This is a genomic window from Pseudomonas sp. B22(2017), assembly GCF_002113105.1.
Taxonomy (GTDB): Bacteria; Pseudomonadota; Gammaproteobacteria; order Pseudomonadales; family Pseudomonadaceae; genus Aquipseudomonas; species Aquipseudomonas asiatica.
Genome location: NZ_NEJN01000002.1, coordinates 730460 through 756406, shown reverse-complemented (window position 1 = coordinate 756406; position 25947 = coordinate 730460). Strand labels below are relative to the sequence as shown.

The window sequence follows — 25947 nt, the reverse complement described above, 5'->3', positions numbered from 1 at the left end:
GAAGTAAAGAAACATGTGTTACCAGCGCATGCCCAACCATGATGCATTGCTAATTATACTTACCCATTGCAAGCTGCCGTTTACATTGAGCAAGCCTTAAATATTTCCATTGAAAACCCAACCATGGAAATGAATCAATTACCCATAAAAAAACCGCCCCTGGAGGCGGTAAAGAAGCGGGCCTATGGCCCGACATGGAGTTACTTCGAATCAAGGGATTGGCGGCACAACGACGCACCTGCGCCGCTCAATTCAACGAACATTGAGTAACGCCTCAACTGAGGCACTTCTAGAACGCTGAAGTGCACCATAGGCATAGAACGATTGCACAATCGAGTACGACCAAGTCAAGAAAGCAAAGGTCATGAATACCACCTTTGAATCGTCACCCGGAATCGGAAAGAAGTCATACCGGAATGCTATCGTTAGCCCCGCCACTCCGCCCAAGGTGGTAGCCAGCGCATGCAGAAGCTCTCTGGCACAAACCAGTCGCCAAATGAAATAGGCCAGGTACGCTGTGTAAGCCAGCCACATCACCATATAAAAATAAGGCAGGAACTGCTTGAATGAACTCGACATGAAGTAAATGGCTGCAACCGTAAAGCCCGCCAGGAAAAACACAATGTCATTCACCGGGGACGGCTTGTAATCGTGCGTTACCGCCATCAAGCCAAGCGTTGCAATAACAGGAATTCCAACGCCCCGGGAAAAAGCATCGAGGAATATGGCAACGTTATAATTTGCCAGCCAGCCCGTAACGAGGAAGATCGCGAAATTCGTTGCGGATATCCCGACAATCAAAAACTCTCCGCCGAGCAGATAATTTCTTCGCCCGATGAATGCCGCCCCATAATACAAGCCACAGATGATTAGCAATATACATGAGCCCAGGATACTCACTTCTATCAGTTCCACGAGAACAGCCTCTCTCAATCTGAGGATCGACATCACACTGCATGTCGAAATCGGCAACCAATCGGACGACTATTGCAAACCCAATCAGCGGGGAAATACGGGCTGAATTATTTGACCTGCACCGGTAACTTAAGTTATACGAGCAGGTCAGCATGGCCGCGATTAGTCGACCAGAGACCTCAGGTCGCTGTCGATTTTATTCAGCGTTTCCTGAGAAATAAACCCGCCAGAATATTTTGCCGCCGTCACTAAGGCAAAGCCACGGGCCATGCCAATTTGTGGGTGTTTACCGATACCGGGCAGGTGCTTTTCAAGGATCTGGCTCGTAGTGCTGTTATCCAGCAGCTCGCCAACTTTCGAGTCGATTGAGAACGCCATGGTGTCATCTCCTTGGTTGCGCCCAAAAGGGCAGAAATTCAATACGCAGCAGGCTGTGTAAACTCAGGATCTCAGAAGCCTTTTCCCGGTTCGGAAAAAGCAGGCATGCCCAAGAGCTCTTGTGGGTCACGCATCTGGCCATCAATTTCCACCCAGCCCAGCAGCGTGGAGCTCACACTCCAGCCCAGCAGGCGTTGCATTTCTGCGGGGAGCTGGCGAACCCGTTCAATGGGAATGGAAAGGAAGTGATTTTCTTCGAGGCGCAGGATGGCCAAGTCGTAGGCCATGGTCAGACCAGTACGAGGAAACGCTGTGGTATTGGCGCCACCGCCGTGATAGACCGACCCCAGCCACAACAGCGCAGAGCCTGCTTTCATCTCGGCGGCGATGGTTTCTTCCTGGGTCGGCCCGCGCTCGTCATCCCATTGATGACTGCCCGGAATAACGCGCGTGGCACCGTTCTCTTCGGTGAAGTCCGAGATGGCCAGCATGATCTGCAGACGGGCCTCGCGCCCGAACTGGGGATGTCGCCACAGCGAGGTGGCATCGTCGCGGTGCAGGGGCTGAAGGCCTTGGCCCGGGCCGATCTGAATGGCCTGGGTAATGCTGAGTTGAATGTCAGGTGCCATCTCGATGCGGTCGCTGCCCACCCAGACATGGGTCGGTGTCTGCAGGATCTGCCTGGCCGCGCCGATGAACAACGGGTTTAGTGCCACCTCCACCGCCGTATCGCTTCGCCCGATGATGCGACCGATACGACGGGTCTGCATGCCTGCGAAATAGGGGTCTTCTCCGCAGGGCGTGACATTCAAGTAGGTGTCCAGCTCTTCGGTGAGGCACTTGAGCGTCTCTGGCGAGACGAAATCAGCAATGATGACCCCGCCGTCACGCCGAATGATTTCCACCACTTGTTCCACCGACGCATCACTGCTGACCGTCGAGAGTTTTTGTGTATCCATCTGCCTTCTACCTGTCCGGTTTTTCATTGTTCTATCCAGCGAGCCCGGGCAACCGCCTCGTCCCACCGGCGCAACCACCACAGCAACCTCTTATGCCGCTGCCGAAGCCCGTAATGATCTGCTCGGCATTGCCATGATTATCGAATATAGTCATTTGATCAAGTCATTTGATCGGGTTTTTTACCATCTCGCCACTGTCCCGGCCTAAGTGAGGTACGGCAGTCAGCATCTGCCTCTGGGCGATAGCCAGATACCGACGGCAAGACCGCAGACGGAAAGGGGTGCATCGACTCATCTCATGGATTGGGCCATGACTTTGCGATAGCATTCGTCACCGCCGACGCCGGACCCGGCGGTTGGCGCAAGGCCAAAAGGGGAGAACGCTTGAATGGCTCGGATAGGCGCGGAAGAACGCAGACAGGATTTCATTGAAGCGACCATCAAGGTGATCGCAGAACACGGCATAGCCAACGCCACGACGCGGCGCATCGCGGCAGCGGCAGATTCGCCGCTGGCCTCGCTGCATTACGTTTTTCACACCAAGGAAGACTTGTTCTATGCGGTCTACGAGTCCTTGATCGCCATGCCGCAGCAATCGCTGCAGGCTCCGGCAAACGCTCTCCCCGCCGAATCGGTAGGGGAAATGCTGCGCCAGTTGGTCAAGTGGTTCATTGCACACCCCGAACGGGCCATAACCCAGTTCGAGCTGTTCTTCTGGAACCTGCGCAATGACCCGGAAATGGCAGCGAAGATCTATACCGTTTCCATCGAAGCCACCCAACAGGCCATCCAGAAGGCGACCGGCGATGCGCTGGATCAGGCCGCACTCACCACAGTCAGTCGGCTGCTCATCAACCTTTTCGATGGTTTGCTTCTCTCCTGGACCGCACACGGCAACCTCGAACGCCTGGAGGCTGAGACAGAAACGGCCTGCCAGGCGGTTAAGCTGCTGGTGGCCAGCTACTGAGACGTCATTCAGATTGCCGTGGTCCGGTGTGACACGGCAATCCGGTATCCATAGGGTCTGACAGACAAACGGACTGTCGCCTCTTGCCACAAAACCCACATACCGCCCTGTCATAACGACGCCAAAACCTGGAGTCGCCCGACGCACAATACCCCCTACCCCAATCTCACCAGGTTCAAATCGTCCCAAAAAAATTGCTTCTCGGTGCATTTTGCACCTTGCCCCGGGTAATCTGTCGTCTCATCATGGTCAAATGATCAAGTCAAAAGATCAGCCCCTATAACACAATAATGGGAAGTCCTATGTCCTCGCACACTGCTCTTCCGGTTGAGCCAGTCGATATATTGATCATGGGAGCCGGTGTGTCTGGCATCGGCGCGGCCGCCTATCTGCGACGCCATCAGCCTCACAAGACCTTCACGATTCTCGAGTCTCGTGAGCGAATGGGCGGCACCTGGGACCTGTTCCGCTATCCCGGCATCCGCTCGGACTCCGACCTGTACACCTTCGGCTTCGACTTCAAGCCCTGGACCAAGGCGAAATCCCTGGCGGACGCCGCAGACATTCTCGAGTACCTGCGTGAAGCGATCGACGAGCATGAGCTGGAGTCCTTGATCCAGTACAAGCAGAAAGTCATCTCGGCGAACTGGCAAACGGACAAGGGCTTATGGGCGGTGCGGGTGGAGGACGGTCACCTGGGACAGGCCCGCACAATCGAATGTCGCTGGCTGTTCAGCGCGGGCGGCTACTACAGGTACGACCAAGGATTCAGCCCCCGCTTCGAGGGAGCCGAACAGTTCAAGGGGCAGATCGTTCATCCGCAACACTGGCCAGAGAACCTGGATTACACGGGCAAACGTGTCATTGTGATCGGCAGCGGCGCGACGGCAGTGACCCTGATTCCGGCGATGGCGGACAAAGTCGCCAGCATCACCATGCTGCAGCGTACGCCCTCCTACATCATCAACCAACCAGCCAATGATGCGGTTGCGGCGTTTCTGCGCAAGGTCCTGCCCGAGCAAACCGCATACTCTCTGACACGCTACAAGAACGCCAGGATCACCCTGGCCTTCTGGGCCTTCTGCCAGCGCTTCCCCAAGCTTTCCCGCAAACTGCTGTTGTGGCTGACGCGCAAGGAGCTGCCGAAAGGCTACCCGGTCGACGTCCATTTCAATCCGCCCTACAACCCTTGGGACCAGCGCTTGTGCACGGTACCTGAAGGCGATCTGTTCAAGGCGATCAGCGCGGGTAAGGCCGACATCGTCACCGACCATATCGAGCGGTTCACCGAATCCGGCCTGTTGCTGAAATCCGGCAAGGCGTTGGAAGCTGACATCGTAATTACCGCCACGGGGCTGAATGTGCAGATGTTCGGAGGGATCAGTCTGTACAAGGACGATAAGCCAGTGGTGCTGAGCGACACTCTCGCCTACAAAGGAACCATGCTATCCGGTGTACCCAACTTCGCGTTCGCGGTGGGCTACACCAACTCCTCCTGGACCCTGAAAGTGTGCCTGCTGTGCGATCACTTCTGTCGCTTGCTGGGTTTCATGGACAACCACGGCTACAACGTTTGCGAACCCCGGGCGCCAGACGGGATCGAGACCCGCCCTCTGCTGGATTTCGGTGCCGGTTATGTGCAACGCGCCTTGGACAGCATTCCGCGCCAAGGGCCAAGCGAGCCCTGGGTGATGTCGATGGATTACTTCCGCGATACCAAACTCCTGCGCCGCGGCGCTGTGGCTGACAAATGCCTGGAGTTCTCCTCCGTACCCAGCACGCCCCTGTGCGCGAACGTCGAGCTGCAACAACAGGGTAGCCGCGGATGAGCCCCGACCGCTTCTGCGAACTGCCTGGCAAGCGCCCTCTTTGCTATCGCAGCCACGGGCTCGAAACGGCGCCTGCGGTCATCCTCATCGTCGGCCTGGGGCTGCAATTGACCTACTGGCCGCAACCGATCATCGCCGGCCTGGTCGAGCGGGGGTTTCGCGTCATCACGCTGGACAACCGCGACTCGGGGCGGTCGTTCTTCACCGATGTGGTGCCTCCCACGGCCATGCAGCAGTTCTTGCGCAAGCGCACCCCCGGCTATGACCTGGGTGATATGGCAAACGACGTGATCGGGCTCATGAACGGCCTGAACCTGGCAACGGCGCACGTGGTGGGCATGTCGATGGGCGGCATGATCGCCCAGACCCTTGCCGCCCGTTACCCCGAGCGTATCAGGACGCTCACCTCGATCTTCTCGACCACCGGCTCGCTGCGCGTCGGCCAGCCGGCGTTGAAGGCTATCCGGCAGCTACTGCGCCGCCCGCCACGCAGCGAGCAGGAAAGCGTTCGCGACTACCTGGACATCATGCGCCTGATCGGCTCGACCCTGGAGTGGAATGAGCCCGCCTTCCGTGACTATGCCCTGTTGGCCTGGGAGCGAGGCGGTGGCGAGGCCAGCAACATCGGCACGGCCAGGCAGATCGGCGCGATCATCAATTCCGGCGACCGCACCCAGGAACTGCAACGGGTTCATTGCCGCACCCTGGTCATCCATGGCGATGAAGATCTCATGGTCGCGACCAGCGGCGGGTACGCCACGGCAGCAGCTATCCGTGGTTCCAGCCTGGTGCTGCTGCCAGGGATGGGGCACGACTTCCCACCTTGCCTGTCCGGCACGCTGCTGTCCCTGTTGGCAGGACACATGCTGTAGCACGATCACCCTTTCAGGGGCGTGCAGCTTGGCCGCCCCTCTTTTTACCCCCCGAAGGAGGCCTTCGACCAGGTTCAAGCAAAACCAAGAACAACAAAATGCTGGCTTGCGCGAAATGCCAGGCCACACATCACCCGCTTGAGCTGTTATCCACGGCCTGGCGCAGGTGCTCCTCTACTGCCCTTTCAACAATGACAACAATTGAGCAAGAGGTACGTATGGACTTCAAGTTTTTACTCCCCAGCAAAATCGTGATGGAACCTGGTCTGCGCGAGCGCACCGGTGAACACCTGCACTCACTTGGCCTGGCCCGCGTGCTCATCGTGACCGATCCGGGGGTCAAGGCGGCGGGCCTGCTGGAAAGCGTCTACGCCAGCCTGGAGAAGGCAGGCATCGCCTTCGAGGAAGTGTCGGACATCAAGGCCAATCCGCGCAGCGAGGACGTCAATCAGATCGCGCAGCGATATCGCGGCAAAGGTATCGATGGCTTGTTAGCCGTAGGCGGGGGCAGTGCCATGGATGCAGCCAAGGCCATCAGCTTGCTGCTCAGCCATGAGGGTCGGATCGAGGACTACGAAGGGTCGTTCACGCTCACCCATGCCATCCCGCCTATCGTTGCCATTCCGACCACGGCTGGCACCGGCAGCGAAGTGACCTGCTTCTCGGTGATCACCGACACCGCCCGTCATTACAAGATGAGCGTGCATGATTACCGACTCGGGCCAGTCCTGGCCTTGCTTGACTCTCATATCCTCGACACGCTGCCCGCGTCGATCGCCGCCGCAACCGGCATGGATGCCCTGACCCACGCCATCGAAGCCTACACCTGCCGCGTGTCGAACCCCATCAGCGACGGCTTGGCGCTGCATGCCATCCGCCTGATCAGCCAACACCTCAAGCCCGCCGTGCTGGAACCCGGCAACCTGCACGCCCGCGAGCAGATGCTGGTGGCCAGCCTGATCGCCGGCATGGCCTTCGGTAACGCGGACGTCGGTAGCGTGCACTGCATTTCCGAAGCCATCGGTGGCATGTACGACACGCCACACGGCGTCGGCAACGCGATCTTCCTGCCTTTTGTGTTCGGTCATAACCGCGACGCCGACATCATTCGCCACGCGCAAGTCGCCTACGCACTGGGCATCGACCCCAACCTCTCGCCGGCCGAGGCCGCCGAGGCCGCCGTCGGCTACCTGTTCCAGCTGAGCAAGGACCTGGGCATCCCCCGCTTCGCCGAGGTGAAAGGCGTGCGCGAGGAAGACTTCCTGACCATCGCTGAAAAGTCGAAGAAGAACTTCTCCGATGGCAGTAATGCGAAGGAGATGACCGTGGAAACCTACCGTGAAATCGTCGCCACTGCTTACCACTTCGTAGCGTGAGGGCTGTCAGTCATGAGCGAATCAACCCCTGGCGCTTCGCTGAAGCGCACCCTGGGCCCGTTTTCGGTCCTGCTGTTCGGCCTGGCGTTCCTCGCCCCGTTGATCGTCTTCGGCACCTATGGCGTGATCTCGCAGGCCAGTGGCAACACCACGGCGATGGCCTACCTGATCGCGGCGACCGGCGTGGTGTTCACGGCGTTGAGCTATGGCCGGCTGGTCAGGGTGTTCCCGGTAGCCGGTTCGGCCTACACCTATACCCGCAAGATGCTCAGCGCCAACCTCGGCTTCATGGTGGGCTGGGCCGCACTGCTCGATTACTTCTTCATTCCGATGCTGATCTGGCTGCTTGGCGCCAGCTATCTCAACATGGCCTTTCCAGATGTGCCGCAGTGGGTGTGGATTACCGGTTTCATCGTCTCTACCTCGCTGCTGAATGTGCTGGGCATCCAGGTCGCCAACCGCTTCAACCTGCTGTTGATGGGCGCGCAACTGGCGATCATCGTGGTGTTCATCGGCCTGTGCGTGCATTACATCGTGGCTGCCAATGGCCCTGGAGGGCTGCTGTCGGCCAAGCCGTTCTTCAACCAGGATGTGCCCTTTGCCACCAGCATGGCCGGCGCCGCCATTGCTGCGTACTCGTTCCTTGGCTTCGACGCACTGTCCACGCTCAGCGAGGAAACCCGTGACCCAGGCCGCACGCTGCCCCGCGCGATCCTGATGGTCGCGCTGATCGGCGGTTCGGTCTATGTCGCCTCCTCGTACTTCATGTACCTGGCGCACCCCTCCCCCACGTTCGAGCGGGTGGACGGCGCTGCCTTCGAGATTGCCCGCATGATCGGTGGTGACCTGTTCTTCGCCGTGGTCCTTGCAGGGATCATCATCGCCCACTTCGCCGCGGGCATGTCGTTCCAGGCCAGCGTGGGCCGGCTGCTGTACGCCCTCGGCCGGGACAACCAACTGCCGCGCAAGCTGTTCGGTGCATTGCACCCTCGCTACAGGACGCCGACCTTCAACATCCTGCTCTGTGGCATTTTCGGCACCGCGGGTTTTGGCCTGACGATTGCCACCGCGACGTCCCTGGTCAATTTCGGCGCCTTTCTGGCCTTCACCGCCGTCAACTTCTGCGCGTTGCGGCTCACCTTCGATGCACACATCAAGGACGGGGCTGGCCTGCTGCGCGGCGTGCTCTTCCCGGTCATCGGCCTGGTCACGGCCGGCTGGATGCTGGCCAGCCTGGATAAAGACGCACTGATCATGGGCTGTAGCTGGCTCGCCCTGGGCGCGGTTTACCTCGCCTGCCGGACCAGCTTCTTCCGCAACCCGGTGCCTGACGCGCTGGCGTAGCGGCCACCTTCCAATCGAATGCCCTGACGACAACTACAAGGCAAGGCCCTGGCCTTGCCGTTCAATGGCGAGAATCGACATGCAAACCAAACTCCTGATCAACGGTGCCCTGGTGGCCGGCGAAGGCGAAAACCTCGACGTATACAACCCGTCCCTTGGCAGCGTTCTGGTACAGACCACCGAAGCCAGCCGCACCCAGGTCCATGCCGCAGTGCAAAGCGCGGATGAGGCCTTCGACGCCTGGTCGCAAACGCCGCCCAAGGACCGCGCGGCACTACTGCTCAGGCTCGCTGACCGCATCGACGCCCAGGCGCCGGTTTTCGCCCGTCTGGAGGCGGACAACTGCGGCAAGCCGTTCACCGCCGTGCTGCAGGACGAACTGCCCGCCGTGTCGGACGTGTTCCGCTTCTTTGCCGGCGCCGTGCGCTGCCTGCAGGGCTCGGCGGCGGGCGAGTACATTCCGGGCCACACCTCGATGATCCGCCGCGACCCGGTGGGCGTGGTCGCCTCCATCGCCCCGTGGAACTACCCCCTGCTGATGGCGGCCTGGAAACTGGGCCCGGCCTTGGCCGGCGGCAACACCGTCGTGCTCAAGCCGTCGGAACACACGCCGATGAGCACCTTGAAACTGGGCGAGCTGCTCGCCGACATCTTCCCCGCCGGCGTGGTCAACATCGTCCACGGTCGCGGCGCCTCGGTGGGTGAACCGCTGACCAGCCACGCCCAGGTGCGCATGGTGTCGCTGACCGGCTCCGTGCGCACCGGCAGCCGCATCATCGAAGGCACCGCCGACAGCGTCAAACGCATGCACATGGAGCTCGGTGGCAAGGCGCCGGTGTTGATCTTCGACGATGCCGACATCGACGCCGCCGTCGAAGGCATTCGCGCCTTCGGCTTCTACAACGCCGGCCAGGACTGCACCGCCGCGTGCCGCCTCTATGTGCAGAAGGCGGTGTACCCAGCGTTCGTGCGCAAGCTCGGCGAAGCCGTGGCCAGCATCAAGTGCGGGCTGCAGGATGACCCGGCGACCGAGATGGGCCCGCTGATCACCCGGGAGCACCTGGAGCGCGTGGAGGGCTTCGTGAACCGTGCCAAGGAACTGCCTCACATCGAGGTGGTGACCGGCGGCAAGCGCGCTGCGGGTGCCGGGTTCTTCTTCGAGCCGACGGTTCTGGCCGGCGCCACGCAGGAGGACGAGGTGGTGTGCCGGGAAATCTTCGGCCCGGTGGTGACGGTTACGCCATTCGAAGACGAAGCCAAGGCACTGGCATGGGCCAACGAGTCGGACTACGGCCTGGCCTCATCGGTGTGGACCGCCGATGTGGGGCGCGCCCATCGCCTGGCCGCTCGCCTGCAATACGGCTGCACCTGGGTCAACACCCACTTCATGCTGGTGAGCGAAATGCCCCATGGCGGGGTGAAGCTGTCCGGCTACGGCAAGGACCTGTCGATGTACGGGTTGGAAGACTACACGGTGGTTCGCCACGTGATGTTCAAGCACTGACCGCCCACGCCCCGGATTACCCAGACCATTTCCAAGAGGTTTTGCATGAACAACATCGAGACGTTCGAAAGGCTCGAGTCCAACGTGCGGATGTACTGCCGTGACCTGCCACTGGTGTTCGATACCGCCCAAGGCAGCAAGATCCGCGGCGAAGACGGCCGTGAGTACCTGGACTTCTTCGCCGGCGCCGGCGCCCTGAACTATGGCCACAACGACCCGCGCATGCGCGATGCCTTGATCGCGTATCTCTCCTCCAACGGCGTGACCCACGCCCTCGACCTGCACACCACCACCAAGCGCCAGTTTCTCGAGGTGATCGAGCGCGACCTGTTCAAGCCTCGTGGCTGGGACTACAAGGTGCAGTTCACCGGCCCGACCGGTGCCGATGCCGTCGAGGCGGCGTTGAAGCTGGCGCGCAAGGCGACCGGGCGCAGCAAGGTCGTATCGTTCTACGGGGCTTACCACGGCATGACTGCCGGCGCCCTGGCCGTCACTGGTAACCGCACTCGCCGTGGCCCAGGGCTTTCCACCGACGTGGTGTTCGTGCCGTACGAAGACAGCCCCTATGGCGAATTCGACAGCATTGGCTTCCTCGAGCGCCTGGCCAACGACCAGGGCAGCGGCTCGGAGCTGCCAGCGGCGGTGATCGTCGAATCCGTGCAGATACAGGCCGGCGTCTACCCGGCTTCCAACGAATGGCTGCAACGCTTGCGCAAGTGGACCACCGATCACGGCGTGCTGCTCATCTGCGACGAGATCCAGGCCGGTTGCGGCCGCACCGGCGAGTTCTTCGGCTTCGAGCGCTCCGGGGTGGTGCCAGACCTGATCACCTGCGCCAAATCGATCGGCGGCTTCGGCCTGCCGATGGCGATCGTATTGATTCGCGCCGGGCTGGATGTATGGCAACCGGGCGATCACATCGGCACCTTCCGCGGCAACCAACTGGCGTTCCTGACGGCCCAGATCGCGCTCGGCTATTGGCGCGAAGAGCCATTCCTGAAATTGCTGGCCACCAACTGCGCAGCCATGGAGCGCGCAGTCGCAGGTTTCGCGGAAATTCCAGGCGTCGCGTCCGCGCGCTGTCGCGGCATGATCGCCGGCATCGACTTCGGCCGCGGCAACGTCGCGTTCGCCAAGGATGCCCAGCAGCGTGTGCTGCAGGCGGGTGTGCTGGTCGACCGCTGCGGCCCGAACGGCGAAATCATCAAGCTGATGCCACCGGTGAACACCCCGACCGACCAGCTCGAAGACGGCCTTAAAGCCTTCGGCGTATCGGTCGCGGCAGCGCTTGGTCAGTAACCGCAGGGTTCTGCCGTGCGCCCCGGTGGCGGTACACAGGGCGCACGCAACCTGCCTACTTGCGGGCGCCTCTGCCTGCGACAGGAACTTGAGCCAATGAACACCACCACCTCAACGGCCCAGAACGACCTGGCCTCACTCATCCACCCCAACACCAACCTGGCACAGCACCAGGAAGTCGGCCCCTTCGTGATTGCCGGCGGCGACGGCGTGCGGGTCTTCGACGAGCAAGGCAACGCCTACATCGAGGCGATGTCGGGCCTGTGGAGCGTTGCCCTGGGCTTCAGTGAACAGCGCCTGGTCGACGCCGCCGTCGAGCAGTTCAAGCAACTGCCCTACTACCATAGCTTCAGCCACAAGACCAACGCCCCGGCTGCAGCGCTGGCCGCCAAACTGGCCGAGCTGGCGCCGGGCGACCTCAACCACGTGTTCTTCACCAACTCGGGCTCCGAAGCCAACGACTCGATGGTGAAGATGGTCTGGTACGTGAACAATGCGCTCGGCAAACCGCACAAGAAGAAGTTCATCGCTCGCCAGCAGGCCTACCATGGCGCCACCGTCGCCGCCGGGAGCCTGACCGGCATCCCCTCGATTCATCGCGACTTCGACCTGCCGGCCATCCCGGTTCATCACCTGACATGTCCGAACTTCTACCGGTTTGCCCGGCCTGGAGAAACGCAGGAAGCCTTTTCGGCCCGCCTGGCGAACGAACTGGAGCGCTACATCCTCGCTGAAGGGCCGGAAACCATTGCCGCCTTCATCGGCGAACCGGTGATCGCAGCGGGCGGCGTGATCCCTCCTCCCACCGGCTACTGGGCGGCGATCCAGGCAGTGTGCAAGCGCTACGACATCCTCGTCGTGATCGACGAGATCGTCACCGGCTTTGGCAGGCTCGGCACGATGTTCGGGGCTCAGCTGTACGATATCCAGCCCGACATCATGGTGCTCTCCAAGCAGCTCACCTCTTCCTACCAGCCACTGGCGGCCGTGGTGGTGTCCGATGCCATCAACGATGTACTGGTGAGCCAGAGCCAGCGCCTGGGGGCGTTCGCCCATGGCCTGACCTGCACAGGCCACCCCGTCGCCACCGCGGTTGCGCTGGAAAACATCCGCATCATCGAAGAGCGCGACCTGGTTGGCCATGTTCAGCACCTGGCCCCCGTGTTCCAGCGCCACCTGCGCGCGTTCGAAGACCACCCGCTGGTCGGCAACGTCCGAGGCGTCGGGCTGATGGGCGGGATCGAACTGGTTGCGAACAAGGCCACTGGCCAACCGTTCGCCCAGCCAGGTGCGTTGGGTGGCTACGTGTTCAAACAGGCCCACAAGCATGGGCTGATCATCCGCGCCATCTACGACACGATCGCGTTCTGCCCGCCGTTGATCACCACGCAGGGCGATATCGAAGCGATCTTCAGCGCCTTCGAGCGCACCTTGGCTGACGCGACGGGCTGGGCTCGATCGCAGAACCTGCTGTGAGCAAAGGCTCACCCCTGAGCATTACCTAAAACAACAATCAGGAGGCTTTGGCCGTGCACGAACAAAATGATGAAAGCTTCGACTTTGATGTTTCTGTGGTCGGGCTCGGTGCCATGGGAACGATCATGGCACTCGCGTTGCTCAAGCAAGGCAAACGCGTGGCTATCTGGAACCGGTCACCGGGCAAGGCCCCGGCGCTCGTCGCCGCCGGCGCTCACCTGTGCGACAGCGCCGAAGCCGCGCTGGCTGCAAGCCCAGCCACGATCTTCGTGCTCCTGGACAACCGCGCGACCCACGAGGTGCTCGGTCTGCCAGGTGTGATGCATGCACTGGCCAACCGAACGATCGTCGATTACACCACCAACGCCCAGGACGAGGGCCTTGCGCTTCAGGCCCTCGTCAACCGGGCCGGCGGCCATTACGTCAAAGGAATGATCGTGGCCTACCCGCGCAACGTCGGCCATCGCGAAAGCCACAGCATTCATACCGGTGACCGTGAAGCCTTCGAGCAGCACCGCCCGCTGCTTGAAGGGCTCGCCGGCCATGCTGTGTTCCTTCCCTGGGGCGAAGCATTGGCCTTTGCGACCGTGCTCCACGCCCATGCGTTTGCCGCGATGGTTGCGTTCTTCGAGGCCGTGGGGGCGAGCGAGCGGTTTGGCCTGCCGGTTTCGAAGACGGCCAGGCTCCTGCTCGACACGTCACGCTTTTTCGTCGCCGACGCACTCGAGGAAGCGGCACGCCGTCTCGAAGCGCAAGACTTCGCAGGCGATCAGGCGAGGCTCGATGTTCATGTAGATGCCTTCGCGCACATTGCCCAGTCCCTGCACGCACAGGGGGCCTGGACGCCAGTGTTCGACGCGGTCTGCCAGGTCGCGCAGCGCGCGGAATCGATGGGCCATGGCGACCAGGACATCGTGGCCACCACTAGGGTGTTCGCCCGCGAAGGCGATAACAAAGAGGCGTGACTGCGCGGTTACAGCGCCTCTCGGATTGCTCTCGAAAACAACAATTACAAAAATCGTTGGAGGATCACATGCGCCGATTTGGTTTTTTGCTGGCCGTCCTGACGCTGGCCATTTTCCTGAGTGCCCTGCTTGCCCCCAGGCCGTCTCTCGTCAACCGAGCGGCGGCGCACCGCATGGGGCATCCGATCACCAGCATCGGCGAGGTCTTCAGGGGGTACTAAGGAGGGAACGCGGCCGCAGGCACTCACCCCAGCGGCCGCTTGTAACTCAATGATCGACTGCACCGCTGGCACCGAGGCCGGTCTGGCCGCGTACGAACTGGTCGGCGAAGGCCGCCCTTTCCGCCTTGGCCCGTGCGGTCCGGTCCAGCCGGGAAACCACGCAGGCCACCAAAAACGCCAACGGCATGGAGAACAGCGCAGGCTGGGTATAGGGGAACAGCGGCTCGGCAAAGTGCAATACATCCACCCACACCAGCTTGGAGAACACCACGAAGCCCATGGCGCTGAGCAACCCGACGTAGCCACCGGCCAACGCGCCACGGGTGGTCAGCCCCGACCAGAACATCGACAGGAACAGCACCGGGAAGTTGGCCGAAGCGGCGATGCCAAAGGCCAGCGCAACCATGAACGCCACGTTGATGTTTTCGAACACGATGCCCAAGGCTATCGCCACCAGGCCAAGGCTCAGGGTAGCCAGTTTGGTCACCCGCAGTTCCTGCACCTCGCTGGCCGCGCCCTTCATGATCACCCGCGCGTACAGGTCATGGGCGATGGCGGACGCCCCGGCCAGGGCCAGGCCTGACACCACCGCCAGGATGGTGGCGAAGGTCACGGCAGACAGAAAGCCCAGCAGCAGGTTGCCGCCTACGGCCTGGGCCAGGTGCATGACCACCATGTTGCCCCCGCCCAGCAGCTTGCCACCCACCTGCCCGCCTTCGAAGAACTGCGGCTGCTGGCTGACGATCACGATCGACGCCAGGCCCAGCAGGAAAATGACATTGAAGAAGTAGCCGATGAACCCGGTGGCATAGAGCACCGACTTGCGCGCCTCCCGGGCATCGCTGACGGTGAAGAAGCGCATCAGGATATGCGGCAGCCCGGCGGTGCCAAACACCAGCCCCAGGCTCAGCGACAGCGCGGTCAATGGGTCGGCCAGCAAGCTGCCGGGCGCCAGCAGGCGTTCGCCCAGAGCATGGGTGTCCATGGCCTGGCTGACCAGCGTGTCATAGCTGAAGTCGAATTCACGCATCGCCAGGAACAGCACCAGCGAGCCGCCGACCAGCAGCAGGAATGCCTTGATGATCTGCACCCAAGTGGTCGCCACCATGCCGCCGAAAGTCACATACAGCATCATCAGCGCACCGACGATCACCAAGGCGATGTGGTAGTCCAGGCCGAACAGCAGCCTGATCAACTGCCCGGCCCCGACCATCTGCGCCACCAGGTAGAAACACACCACGGTCAGCGAGCCGATGGCGGCCATGGTGCGCACCTTGCCCTGGTCGAGGCGGTACGAGGTGATGTCGGCGAAGGTGAAACGGCCCAGGTTGCGCAGCCGCTCGGTCATCAACAGCAGCAACACCGGCCAGCCCGCGAAGAAAGCGATGAGGTAGATGTAGCCATCCATGCCGGAGGTGTAGATGAGCGCGGTGATCCCCAATAGCGTCGAGGCGGACATGTAGTCACCGGCCAGCGCCAGGCCGTTCTGCCAGCCCAGGATGCCGCCACCGGCGCTGTAGAAGTCCGCCGTCGAGCGGGTGCGCCGCGCTGCCCACCAGGTGATGCACAGGGTGAACAGCACGAACACCATGAACATGCCTATGGCATGCAGGTTGAGCGGCTGACGCTGGCCCGCATCGAGCGCAGGCGAAGCCGACGACAGGCCGGAGTGCAGCAACAAAGCCAGAGGCAATAGTTTCTTCATGCGCCCTGCTCCTCTTCCAGCCCGGCGACCAGCGCCTGCGTCAGGCGATCGAACTCGCCGTTGGCCCGGTACACATAAAACGCCGACAACGCACAGAAGAAGACGAACAGGAAGGCGCCGGCCGCGACGCCGAAAGTCATGTTCGACCCCTCGGCCAGGCGCCTGGCGATCAGCTCGGGCCAGAACGATACCAACGCGGTGTAGCCATAGAATGTGGCCAGAATCAGCACGAACAGGCTCAGGGTAAATCGGTTTCTGCGCGTCACCAGTTGCTGGAACCGGGCGCTGGCGCGAACACGCGCGTATAACAGGCTGGACATGGGACACCTCGATCAATGTACTTGTTGTTATGGGGTGAGCAGGTGTTGTAGCTCGATCAGTGCTCGGCGTCGGCGGTCTGCGCCTCCTGTTGCCGGGCCCACTCGCGCAGGACGAACTTCTGGATCTTGCCGGTGGCGGTCTTGGGCAGCTCCGTGAGCGATACATGTCGCGGCGCCTTGAAATGCGCCAGGCGTTCACGGCACCAGCGGATCAGGTCGCCTTCCGTGACCGTGGTCCGTGCATCGGCGCGCAGGGAGACGAACGCATGGGGTGTCTCCCCCCAGCGCGAATCCGGGCGCGCCACCACCGCGGCCTCGACCACCTCGGGGTGCTGGTAGAGCACCTCCTCGATCTCCAGCGAGCTGATGTTCTCGCCGCCGGAAATGATGATGTCCTTGGCCCGGTCCTTGATTTCCACGTAGCCATCCGGGTGCAGCACGGCCAGGTCGCCCGTGTGCAGCCAGCCATTGGCCAATGCCGCCCGGGTGGCCTCCGGGTTGTGCAGGTAGCCTTTCATCACGGTATTGCCGCGCACCACCAGCTCGCCAAGGGTAAGGCCGTCGGCCGGGACCGGGCGGCCGGTGTCGGTATCCAGCACCGTGGCTTCCTCGAGCATCGGGTGGGCGACACCCTGGCGGCTCATGAACTGCGCTCGGGCCTCCAGGGGCAATTCGTCGACCCCCGGCTGCCACAGGCACAGTGTGCTGGGGCCGTAGCTTTCGGTCATGCCATAGGCATGGGTGATATTGAAGCCACGCGCTTCCATCGCCGCGATGACCGCACTGGGCGGGGCGGCACCGCCGGTGATCACCGATACCGGCACCGGAGGGGCGCAGGCATGCTCGGCGTGGATCAGCATCGACATCACCACCGGGGCGGCGCTCAGGTGGGTCACGGCATGCTCGACGATGGCGGCGTTTATCGCATCAGGCTGGACCTTGCGCAGGCACACGTGGGTGCCACCGGACAACGTCACCGCCCAGGTATGGCTCCAGCCGTTGCAGTGGAACATTGGCAAGGTCCACAGGTACACGCTGCGCGGTCCCAACTGGAAGATCAGCGCACCGGCGCAGGCATTGAGGTAGGCGCCGCGGTGATGCAGGACCACGCCCTTGGGGTCCCCCGTGGTGCCGGAGGTGTAGTTGATGGCGATCGATTGCCATTCGTTCTGAGGCGCACTCAAGGGTCGCGCGGGGTCGCCCTGGGCCAGGAACGCTTCGTAATCCAGGGCGTGGGCCAGGTCGGCGCGCTCGGCCTGATCATCGTCGATGCCCACCAGCAAGGGCGGCGCATCGAGCATGGCCAGCGCCTGATGGGCCACGGCACCGAACTCGCGATCGCAGATCAATACCTTGGCCGCGCAGTGACGCAGGATGAAGGCAATGCTGCGCGCCTCCAGGCGGATGTTGATGCACACCAGCACCGCCCCGGCACCGGGCACGCCATAGTGGGCCTCGAGCATTTCCGGGATGTTCGGCGCCAATATCGCCACCCGCTCGCCCGGCTGAACACCGACCCGCTCCAAGGCACTGGCCAAGGCGCGGCTGCGCTCGTGCAACTGGCGGTAGCTGTAGCGCCTGGCGCCGTAGATCACCGCATCGCGCTGCGGATACACCTGCGCGGCACGCTTGAGGAACGACAGCGGCGACAGCGGGACATGGTTGGCTTCGTTGGGAGCTAGCTCGTGCTCGAGGGTGGGAACCATCATGGCAGGCACCTCATCGACACATTGCTCAGGTCTTGCACGCACATACATACCTCCTGTTCTTGTTGTTATTGCACCAGGGCGCGTTACAGGCTGCTGCACAGATGGCCGCCATCGACCACGATCTCAGCGCCGCTCATCCCCCGCCCAGCATCGCTGGCGAGCAGCAGCAAGGCGCCGTCCAGGTCCGCCGGCACGCTGAAGCGGCGGCTGGGGATACGCGAGCGCAACTTGTCACCAGCCTCGCTGACCAGGAACGCCTCGTTCAGCTCGGTCATCACGTAGCCGGGCGCCAGGGCGTTCACCCGGATGCCATGGCGTGCCAACTCCAGCGCCATGGCGCGGGTCAGGTGGGCCAGGCCGGCCTTGGCCGCCAGGTAAGGGCCGACGGCACCGGCCACACGGCTGGCGAGGATCGAAGTGACATTGATCAGGCTGCCGCCCTTCCCCGCCGCGACCATGCGCCGGGCGCTTTCCTGGGCCACCGCCCAGGCACCCTTGAGGTTGGTGTCGAGCACGTGGTCCCAGCTTTGATCATCGCAGGCCAGCAAAGGCTGGCTGTCACTCACTCCCGCATTGTTGACCAGCACATCCAGCGGGCCGACGGCATCGAGCACCCGGCAGATGTCCTCACGGCTCGTCACATCGAGGGCAAAGGCCTGCGCCCGCCCTCCCGCCAGCTCGATGGCCTCCACCAGTGCCTGCAGTGGCGCCTGGCGCCTGGCGGTCACCACCACCTCGGCGCCTGCGCCGGCCAGGGTCATGGCGAAGTGGCGGCCGAGGCCGCTGGAGGCGCCAGTCACCAGGGCGCGACGCCCGTCCAGGGCGAACAGTCGGGCAAGGTCCGGTTGCATCACTGGGCCTCCAGGCGCTGGTCGAGCAGCTTCTTCGCCAGGCTCATGCGGTGCACTTCGCTCGGGCCGTCATAGATGCGAAACGGGCGAATGTCGCGGAAGATCCGCTCCACCACGGTGTCCCCGGTCACCCCGCGCCCGCCCAATACCTGGACGCAACGATCGACCACCCGCCACAGCGCCTCGGCGCTGATCACCTTGGCCATGCTCGAATCGACATTGGCGCGCCGACCCTGGTCGAGCACCCAGGCGCAGTGCCAGACCGCCAGGCGCACCACGTGCAGGTCCATCATGTTGTCGGCCAGCATGAAGCCCACACCCTGGTGCTCGCCCAGCGGCTTGCCGAAGGCGTCACGGGTGCGCGCATAGTCGCAGGCGATGTCGTGGGCGCGGCGCGCGGCACCGAGCCAGCGCATGCAATGAGTCAAGCGTGCGGGCGCCAGACGCACCTGGGCATAACGGAAGCCCTTGCCGATCTCGCCAAGGACATCGCTCGCCGGGATACGCAGGTTGTCGAAACGCAGCTGCCCGTGACCGCCGGTAAAACAGCTGTCCAGCGAGTCCAGCTGACGTTCAAGGATGATGCCGTCACGCTTCATGTCGGTCAGGAACATGGTCGCCGTGCCATCCTCCATGCGCGCCATGATGATGCCGAAGTCGGCGCCTTCGGCCCCGGTAATCAGCCACTTGCGGCCATTGATCAGGTAGTCGTCGCCATCGCGGGTGGCGGTGGTGCGCAGCATCGAGGGGTCCGAGCCGGAGCCGGGCGCGGGCTCCGTCATGGCGAAGCAGGACCGGGCATGGCCCTGGACCAGCGGGCGCAACCAGCGGTCTTTCTGAGCCTCGGTGGCGACCACATCCATCAGGTGGATGTTGCCTTCGTCCGGGGCATGTATGTTCAGCGCCACCGGGCCCAGCGGCGAGTAGCCGGCCTCTTCGAAGACGATCGCCTTGGCCACGTGGCTCAGTTCCAGGCCGCCCATTTCGCGGCTGGCGTGGGGCGTCAGCAAGCCGGCGGCGCGGGCGCGGGCCACCAGATCCTGGCGCAGGGCATCGCTGGGGCCATGGCTGTCTTGACGAGGGTCGTTCTCGAACGGGATGACCTGTTCGGCGATGAAGTCTCGGGTCTTGGCCTGCAGGGCGAGCAGTTCGTCCGGGAGGGTGAAGTTCATGGCTGTCCTTGTGTGTTCTTGTCTATCGGAGGAATGGGTGGTCAACGCCGTTCAGGGCAAGGCCTTGGGGTTGCTGATCGCCAATCGGGCGAGGGTGACCTGGCGCAATGTCTCGACCAGCGTGCAACGGGGTTGCACGGCATCATGGCAGCCTTGGCGAATGGCGCAGGCGAGCTGACGGCGCAGGTCGGGCAAGGCCGCGGGCGCCTCGCCGACCAAGGCGGCCAGACGCGTTTGTTCCTGGTCCTCGGCATGGGCACCCAGGCAGCTTTCGCGGGCCGCTATGGCCATGGCATTGGCGATCATCAAGGCCGGGTAGCGCAGCTCGCCAGGCAGCACAGGCAATACCTGCTCCAGCAAGGTCTGGCGGGCGATTTCGAGTAATTCATGGGCGTGCGTTTGAGTCATGGCGCATCGGCTCCGGTCATGTTCAGGATGTCGAGTTCAAGCTCCGGGAGCATGCGCGCGGTCAGTGCCAGCTCAAGGGAAGGCTCTTCGCCTGACAGGTGGCGCTGCCCCTGCTGCAATGCGATCACCGCCCAGCGCAGCGTCGCCATGACCTGCCAGTAGTGCAGTTGTTGGGGCTCGATCCACAGTGGCGATACCTTGTGGTAGCCACGCAGGAAGTCCCCCAGCAGGCCGATGCCGCCGGCCTCCAGGTCAGGGCGCGTGAAACGCCAGCAGCGGGCGGTGAACCAGCCCAGGTCCTCGCACGGGTCGCCCCAGCCAGTGAACTCCCAGTCCAGCACCGCCTCCAGTCCCTGCTCGCTGGCCAGGTAGTTGCCCGTACGGTAGTCGCGATGCAGCAGGCACAGACGGCTGTCGCGTGGTGCATGCAGCTCGCACCAACGCAGGCCCCACTCCAATACCGGATAGGCATCGTCCAGGGTGTCGAGGTAGCGACGGTAGGCATCGACGCAAACCAGGGCCGGCGAGCGTTTGGGCAGGGGCAGGAAGGCCAGCGCCGCGCTCGGCGGACGGATCTGATGCAGGCGCGCCAGGTTGGCGCCGAGCTGCTCCGCGAGCCGGGCCTGGCCCAAGGCTCCCGCCGCTGAACTGAGCCGCCGACCGGCAGCAACACCTGGCACATACTCCATCAGGAAGAACACCCGCCCGTTGACCTGCGTATCGCGACATAGCCAAAGCGGCCGCGGCACTTTCACGCCTGCCTGATGCGCCACCTGCAACACGGCGAACTCCTGCGCGCGGTCGAGGCTGGCGGGTAGCGCGGAAAGCGCATCGCTGCGCAGCACCCAACGCCGGTCGCCAGCCCACGGGCCGCCTTCGATCAGCAGGTCCAGCAGCCAGTTTTCCTGGATGGCGCCGCCGCTCAGGCGCTTGCGCGCCTGGATGACCACCCGCGTTGCCAAGGCCTGCTCACGGATGAACTCGGCCAGGCAGTGATCGTCAGTCATGGCCGCGAACGTATCGCCGGCCTGGGAAATCGTTGGTGGATTGTTCATGCGTCTGTAGGCCCTGTCTTTGGTTTCCGGGTTGGCACAACCCCAGGAGCAAGGCGTGGGCCAACTCTTCAGGAAACATCGGCAGGCCGCATGCAGCCTGGCTTTGGGCAACTTCTCGATGAGTAAAGGGCATACAATCCGTTGCACATTTGCAACCTGTTCATTCAGTATCGAAACATTTCAATCATGAACAGGTCTCGCCATGGACGCTCTCGCCTCCCAGGTCATCGTGCTGATCAGCCACTTGCAGCGCCCTCAGCAACGCAGCCGGCTCGCCCACGTGGTAAGCGGGCTCACGGCGGACTACCCCGATACCCATATCGAAGTCCTCGACACCTCGGTGGCCGAGGCACTGCAGACCGCCCGCGAACTAGTACAGTCAGGCAACGTGGATGTGTTCGTCTGCGCCGGTGCCACCGCAGCCTACCTGCGCAGACACCTGACGCGCCCGGTGCTGGCGATGCGCGTTGGCAGCGGCGACCTGCTGCGGGCACTGGGGCAGGCCAGCGAGCGCTCTTCCCAGGTGGCCGTGCTCAGCTACAACCACATCAACCACGACTTGCAAGCCATGGCCGCGCTATTCACCGTCCAGGTCCACCAGGCCGCCTACACCTCCCTGGAGGAGGCTCGCCAGGCCGTCGACCAGGCGGCCCGGCTGGGCTGTCGCAGCATCATCGGCTCGTCGACGGTGGTGGAGCTGGCAGAACAGGCGGGGCTGCATGGCGTCCTGTCGCTGAGCGAGGACACCGCGCGCAAGGCGCTGGAGGAAGCCCTGGGCATTCTCGACAGCCAGCGCGTCGAGATCGCCAAGCGGCGGCATCTCAATGCCGTGTTGCAACATATCCCCGCCGGCGTGGCGGCGGTCGACAACCAGGGCGTCGTGCAATCGCTCAACCCGGCCCTTGCCAAACTGCTGGAGTTGCCGGCCAGCGCCGCACTGGGCCGGCCGTTGCAACAGCTGTGCCCGGAACTGGACCTGCAGCAAGCGCTGCAGGAAGGCGTCGGCGAGGAAAACCGAGTGATCCGGCTGGGTTCGCACGCCGTGGTCAGCAACCTGTTGCCCATCCTGGAGAACGGCGAGCGCACCGGCCTGGTGCTCACCTGCCAAGACATCACCGCCGTGCAGCGCGCAGACCAACGCATCCGCTCCACCCGCCGCCCCGGCGCCTTCAACGCGCGCTACCGGCTCGAACAGCTCGACGGCAACAGCAAGGCCAACCGCGACATGCTGCAACTGGCCAAGCGCTTCGCCGCCAGCCATTCGACCATCTTGATCACCGGCGAAAGCGGCACCGGCAAGGAGCTGCTGGCCCAAGGCATCCACAACGAAAGCCCGCGCCGGCAAGGCCCCTTCGTCGCCATCAACTGCGCGGCGTTTCCCGAGTCTTTGCTGGAAAGTGAATTGTTCGGCTACGAGGAAGGCGCCTTCAGCGGCTCGCGCAAAGGTGGCAAGCCAGGCCTGTTCGAAGCGGCACACCGCGGCACGCTGTTCCTCGACGAGATCGGCGACATGCCGGTGTCGCTGCAAACACGCCTGCTGCGCGTGCTGCAAGAGCGTGAAGTCCTGCGCCTGGGCAGCACCGAACCGATTGCCATCGACGTGCGCATCATTGCCGCCACCCACCAGGACCTGCGCAGCGCCATAGACGATGGCGATTTCCGTACCGACCTGTATTTCCGGCTCAACATCCTGCGTCTGCAGACCACCCCGCTGCGCGAACGCCCTGAGGACATTGCCCTGATCTGCCGGGGCATCAGCCAGCGCCTGCTCGTTCAGGGGCAACCACCGGGAGCTGCAGACATCCCCGCCGCGCTGCTGCCGTACCTTGAACGCTATGCCTGGCCGGGCAATGTCCGGGAACTGGAGAATGTGATCGAGCGCGCGATGCTCTCGGCACGCGAACTGCTTGAGGACCACCGCGTGAACGAGCAGTACCTGGCACGCGTGCTACCTGAACTGTGCGAAAGCTCTCCCCCTTCACCCGCCCGGAAAAAGTCGTCAGACGAAACGGACCTGCACACCATCGGCAAGGTCGCGCAACTGCGCCATGTAAGGGAAACGTTGGAAAGCTGCCACGGCAACCTCGACGAAGCCGCCCGCCGTCTCGGCATCAGCCGCACAACCTTGTGGCGGCGCTTGCGATCTGCCAATTGAATGAAAGCCCCAGTCCCATGTTCAATCCATGACGTCTGGTTGGACAGTCTCAAGGCCCGATACCGTCTAATCATCCGCGAACTGACTGGCTCGACGTACATCGCCGGGTTGCTAGCGATTTTGTTGTGGAGGGCGCTCAACCTGTTTAGTTACCTGGAGATACTTATTCTGCGAGCGATTGCCCTCTATCAGATCCGGCGACTATGCGCGATGTACTGTATCGTCCGGCATTCTTGCTCAGTCGCCTGACGACCATGCTGATGCAGTCGGAGCAGGACAATATGGCGCCCGGAGGTGCGTTTTCGCGATGTGCATGTTCAGCCGGTCTGGACGCAACTGACCGCTTTCGACCCATTGCAGACATTCAAGAGCTCTCCAAGATGTGGTGTTGCAGGTCGCATCGAGCCTTATCTCCTAACAGACCACCCGTCAGCTTGATCCCGCCTGGAGCAGTTTTTCAATACCTGCTAGAGCGTTTCGTGGATCGCGATTATGCATCGCAACATATACTAGCATAGTTCCCGAGTTCACCAAGGCCAGCACACATGAAGGTGTCCAAGTTCGAGAGTCACATAAGCGGTCAGCTCATGAAGGCCATTTTCCAGTAGTGAAAGGGCCAGCGCATCTGCCTTATGATCACCAGGCTGCTGTGTGAACTCATACAGCGCCTGGCCAAATAGTATAGTCATTTATGTGGAAAATTCGTCTAGCCGTTAGAGTCGCGCTCGGCGACAACCAATGTTGATTTATAGCTTAAACACCGTCACCATAAATTTGGCGTCGTATCGCGTAATCAACCTCGCAGTAGCCAGGATATAGTTTACCGCAAGAGAAGTCACGCTCGTCATAACCCGGAAAATACTCAACCCCACCCCCATCCTGCTTAAACTGAATGTACATTTGAGGCGAGCCATTCAGCTCCCTGTTGTTTAATGATATAATATGGTTGGCGGCCTTGATTAATTGGTAAAATAAGCTTTGGAGTACACCTTTTCGATATGAGATGTATTTTTCTCGCTGGTAGTAATCAAGGTGCAGGCAGCTTACCCAGTAAGCATATTCATCCCCTTCAATATATTTGTTTTCATGCAGGCAACAAATGGCTACAAGATCGCGACATACACAATTGAAGTTGCGAATGGCATTTATAAGCACTGTGGAATTTATATCATTCTTGTGATCCTCTATTATCCACTCAACCTGAGATAAGTAGGATTGAATTCGAAGCAGGAACTGCTCTGAAATCCGAACATCACAATAAAAAAACGGCAGAAAACAGCAGTAATAAATAAGATTGCTCGGATCTATCTTGTCGCACCAAAATCGATAGATTCGCGATGTCGACAGGTCTCGATTGCTTGTGTTTCGGGCATAGAGCAATTCAGAGTCTAAGAAATCTACAATTGTTTTTAGCTTGGGAAGATCAGAGCTATTAACTATTTCCTTGACTAGGTCGGCCACATCAAGCATGTCGCTTTTGGTATCTAATTCGTATTCAGCAGTGCCTATTTTGGCAATCCGATGGTTAGACTTGCTCACAATATTTAAAATTATCAACCGATCATAACTTTTATAGAGGCCCTTTTCTATAAACTTGTCGACGGTGTGTTTCGTTTTGGCTAGGGCTGACGTGGACGTCACCTGAAAAGCAACTCGACTTTGGCCGTCACCTAAATCTATCGCAGCAGTGTTATTGTTAATGATATTAATATTTTTAAGCTTGAGACCATAAATTAAATTCAGAAGACCGCAATAAAAATCTTCTGCGCCATGATTTATATCCGTTAGCGCCATGCCGTTATGAATCTCGACCTGGGCTTTTAACCAAGCGAGCGCTGCTATTATTTCTCTGTGATAGTTAAGCCGATTCATTTCTTTGAGTGCTCCGAAAATTCATAAGTGGCTATGAGAAAGCAGCAGTCGTGACACTACCAAAAATTCGCAAGCCGGTGGCCAGTGATGGCCAAAAGCTACATTTAGTTATGATGGATGTCCACTCAATATTTTGGGTAGTCGCTTTGGGAACAACCCACCCGGATATCACGGACGCATGATGGAAGCACGCGATGATGCGCTCTGATGTCGTCCAGATTGTTCAAGGTTTGAGGATGGGGGATTGTCAGCGTTGCTTACCTGAGCAGGAGCGCTATACGGAGGTTCACGCGGAGCTTAAGGTGCATAGATCAAATTCGACAACAGACCTTCTCTGTGCTTTGAATGGGAGTCGATAGCGTCCGCTTTCGAGCCAGGCTGTGTGAAAACGTTCGACGCGATCCGGTTGGTTAGAAAACGACCATGATTACGCGCCCCTGCGACGGATCCACTCAAGGCCGCCCCATGGACATCCAGCTAATCGGCAGAAACAGGCTAGTTGCGGCCATTCGCTACGACCCTCAAATCCAGGATTCACTGATGTTTCAGACGCTCCCAGTTTCAGACGTGTAAACCTATTTTTTTACGTGTAAAC

Annotated in this window: 22 protein-coding genes; 11 read left to right on the top strand and 11 right to left on the bottom strand. The window is 61.3% G+C overall.

All coding sequences use genetic code 11. The annotated features are described in order from the left end of the window. Positions 1-252: 252 nt before the first annotated feature. From CAG18_RS07380 to CAG18_RS07370, 3 genes are all read right to left on the bottom strand, one after another. Positions 253-900: a hypothetical protein gene (locus CAG18_RS07380; protein WP_143492640.1), complete on the bottom strand. Its 648-nt coding sequence runs from the start codon at positions 898-900 to the stop codon at positions 253-255. 177 nt (positions 901-1077) lie between these two features. After that, positions 1078-1293 carry a hypothetical protein gene (locus tag CAG18_RS07375; protein WP_054905267.1) on the bottom strand — a complete coding sequence of 72 codons (216 nt, stop codon included), beginning with the start codon at positions 1291-1293 and terminating at the stop codon, positions 1078-1080. A 71-nt stretch (positions 1294-1364) separates the two neighbouring features. Continuing rightward, on the bottom strand, positions 1365-2252 hold the full coding sequence (locus tag CAG18_RS07370; RefSeq protein WP_054905268.1) for a phytanoyl-CoA dioxygenase family protein: 888 nt from the start codon (positions 2250-2252) through the stop codon (positions 1365-1367). A 388-nt stretch (positions 2253-2640) separates the two neighbouring features. Here CAG18_RS07370 and CAG18_RS07365 point away from each other — a divergent pair, with 388 nt between their 5' ends. The 10 genes from CAG18_RS07365 (at position 2641) to CAG18_RS07320 (ending at position 14105) form a co-directional block, all read left to right on the top strand. Next, complete coding sequence (locus CAG18_RS07365) at positions 2641-3219, top strand: TetR/AcrR family transcriptional regulator (protein WP_085616583.1); 579 nt, start codon at positions 2641-2643, stop codon at positions 3217-3219. Positions 3220-3521: 302 nt separating this feature from the next. Next, on the top strand, positions 3522-5048 hold the full coding sequence (locus tag CAG18_RS07360) for an NAD(P)/FAD-dependent oxidoreductase (RefSeq protein WP_085616585.1): 1527 nt from the start codon (positions 3522-3524) through the stop codon (positions 5046-5048). Beyond that, a complete protein-coding gene (locus CAG18_RS07355) occupies positions 5045-5920 on the top strand; it encodes an alpha/beta fold hydrolase (protein WP_085616587.1) in 876 nt (291 codons plus the stop codon). Before CAG18_RS07360 ends, CAG18_RS07355 begins: the two co-directional genes overlap by 4 nt. Positions 5921-6138: 218 nt before the next feature. Next, positions 6139-7296 (top strand): iron-containing alcohol dehydrogenase, encoded by a 1158-nt coding sequence (locus CAG18_RS07350; protein WP_085616590.1) that lies wholly within the window; start codon positions 6139-6141, stop codon positions 7294-7296. A 12-nt stretch (positions 7297-7308) separates the two neighbouring features. Continuing rightward, positions 7309-8640: an APC family permease gene (locus CAG18_RS07345; RefSeq protein WP_085616592.1), complete on the top strand. Its 1332-nt coding sequence runs from the start codon at positions 7309-7311 to the stop codon at positions 8638-8640. A 79-nt stretch (positions 8641-8719) separates the two neighbouring features. Then, positions 8720-10144 (top strand): gamma-aminobutyraldehyde dehydrogenase, encoded by a 1425-nt coding sequence (locus CAG18_RS07340; protein WP_085616594.1) that lies wholly within the window; start codon positions 8720-8722, stop codon positions 10142-10144. Between the two features lie 45 nt (positions 10145-10189). Continuing rightward, positions 10190-11443 carry a diaminobutyrate--2-oxoglutarate transaminase gene (locus tag CAG18_RS07335; RefSeq protein WP_085616596.1) on the top strand — a complete coding sequence of 418 codons (1254 nt, stop codon included), beginning with the start codon at positions 10190-10192 and terminating at the stop codon, positions 11441-11443. Positions 11444-11539: 96 nt separating this feature from the next. Next, positions 11540-12919, top strand: coding sequence for an aspartate aminotransferase family protein (locus CAG18_RS07330; protein ID WP_085616597.1), 1380 nt, complete (start codon positions 11540-11542; stop codon positions 12917-12919). A gap of 53 nt (positions 12920-12972) precedes the next feature. Then, positions 12973-13884, top strand: coding sequence for an NAD(P)-dependent oxidoreductase (locus tag CAG18_RS07325; protein WP_085616599.1), 912 nt, complete (start codon positions 12973-12975; stop codon positions 13882-13884). A 68-nt stretch (positions 13885-13952) separates the two neighbouring features. Beyond that, entirely contained in the window at positions 13953-14105 is a 153-nt protein-coding gene (locus CAG18_RS07320) for an amino acid permease (RefSeq protein ID WP_085616601.1), read from the top strand. A 46-nt stretch (positions 14106-14151) separates the two neighbouring features. On the opposite strand, the gene CAG18_RS07315 is transcribed toward CAG18_RS07320, so the two are convergent. The 7 genes from CAG18_RS07315 to CAG18_RS07285 all read right to left on the bottom strand — a co-directional run bounded on the left by CAG18_RS07315 (position 14152) and on the right by CAG18_RS07285 (position 21325). Further along, a complete protein-coding gene (locus CAG18_RS07315) occupies positions 14152-15810 on the bottom strand; it encodes a cation acetate symporter (RefSeq protein WP_085616603.1) in 1659 nt (552 codons plus the stop codon). Continuing rightward, a complete protein-coding gene (locus tag CAG18_RS07310; RefSeq protein ID WP_085616605.1) occupies positions 15807-16130 on the bottom strand; it encodes a DUF485 domain-containing protein in 324 nt (107 codons plus the stop codon). Before CAG18_RS07310 ends, CAG18_RS07315 begins: the two co-directional genes overlap by 4 nt. A 56-nt stretch (positions 16131-16186) precedes the next feature. Then, entirely contained in the window at positions 16187-17839 is a 1653-nt protein-coding gene (locus CAG18_RS07305) for an acyl-CoA synthetase (RefSeq protein ID WP_256573341.1), read from the bottom strand. Between the two features lie 83 nt (positions 17840-17922). After that, the gene (locus CAG18_RS07300) at positions 17923-18690 is read right to left on the bottom strand and encodes an SDR family NAD(P)-dependent oxidoreductase (RefSeq protein WP_085616607.1); all 768 of its coding nucleotides are present in this window, start codon (positions 18688-18690) and stop codon (positions 17923-17925) included. Next, positions 18690-19862, bottom strand: a complete 1173-nt coding sequence (locus CAG18_RS07295) for an acyl-CoA dehydrogenase family protein (RefSeq protein ID WP_085616609.1) — start codon at positions 19860-19862, stop codon at positions 18690-18692. The genes CAG18_RS07300 and CAG18_RS07295 overlap by 1 nt, the downstream gene beginning before the upstream one ends. Before the next feature lie 51 nt (positions 19863-19913). After that, positions 19914-20270 (bottom strand): DUF6285 domain-containing protein, encoded by a 357-nt coding sequence (locus CAG18_RS07290; protein WP_085616611.1) that lies wholly within the window; start codon positions 20268-20270, stop codon positions 19914-19916. Next, positions 20267-21325 (bottom strand): phosphotransferase family protein, encoded by a 1059-nt coding sequence (locus tag CAG18_RS07285; RefSeq protein WP_085616613.1) that lies wholly within the window; start codon positions 21323-21325, stop codon positions 20267-20269. The genes CAG18_RS07290 and CAG18_RS07285 overlap by 4 nt, the downstream gene beginning before the upstream one ends. Before the next feature lie 202 nt (positions 21326-21527). Here CAG18_RS07285 and prpR point away from each other — a divergent pair, with 202 nt between their 5' ends. Beyond that, positions 21528-23480: a propionate catabolism operon regulatory protein PrpR gene (gene prpR / locus CAG18_RS07280; protein ID WP_085616615.1), complete on the top strand. Its 1953-nt coding sequence runs from the start codon at positions 21528-21530 to the stop codon at positions 23478-23480. Positions 23481-24233: 753 nt separating this feature from the next. Here the strand turns inward: prpR and CAG18_RS07270 are convergent. Then, positions 24234-25352: an SMEK domain-containing protein gene (locus tag CAG18_RS07270; protein WP_085616620.1), complete on the bottom strand. Its 1119-nt coding sequence runs from the start codon at positions 25350-25352 to the stop codon at positions 24234-24236. Positions 25353-25947 lie beyond the last annotated feature (595 nt).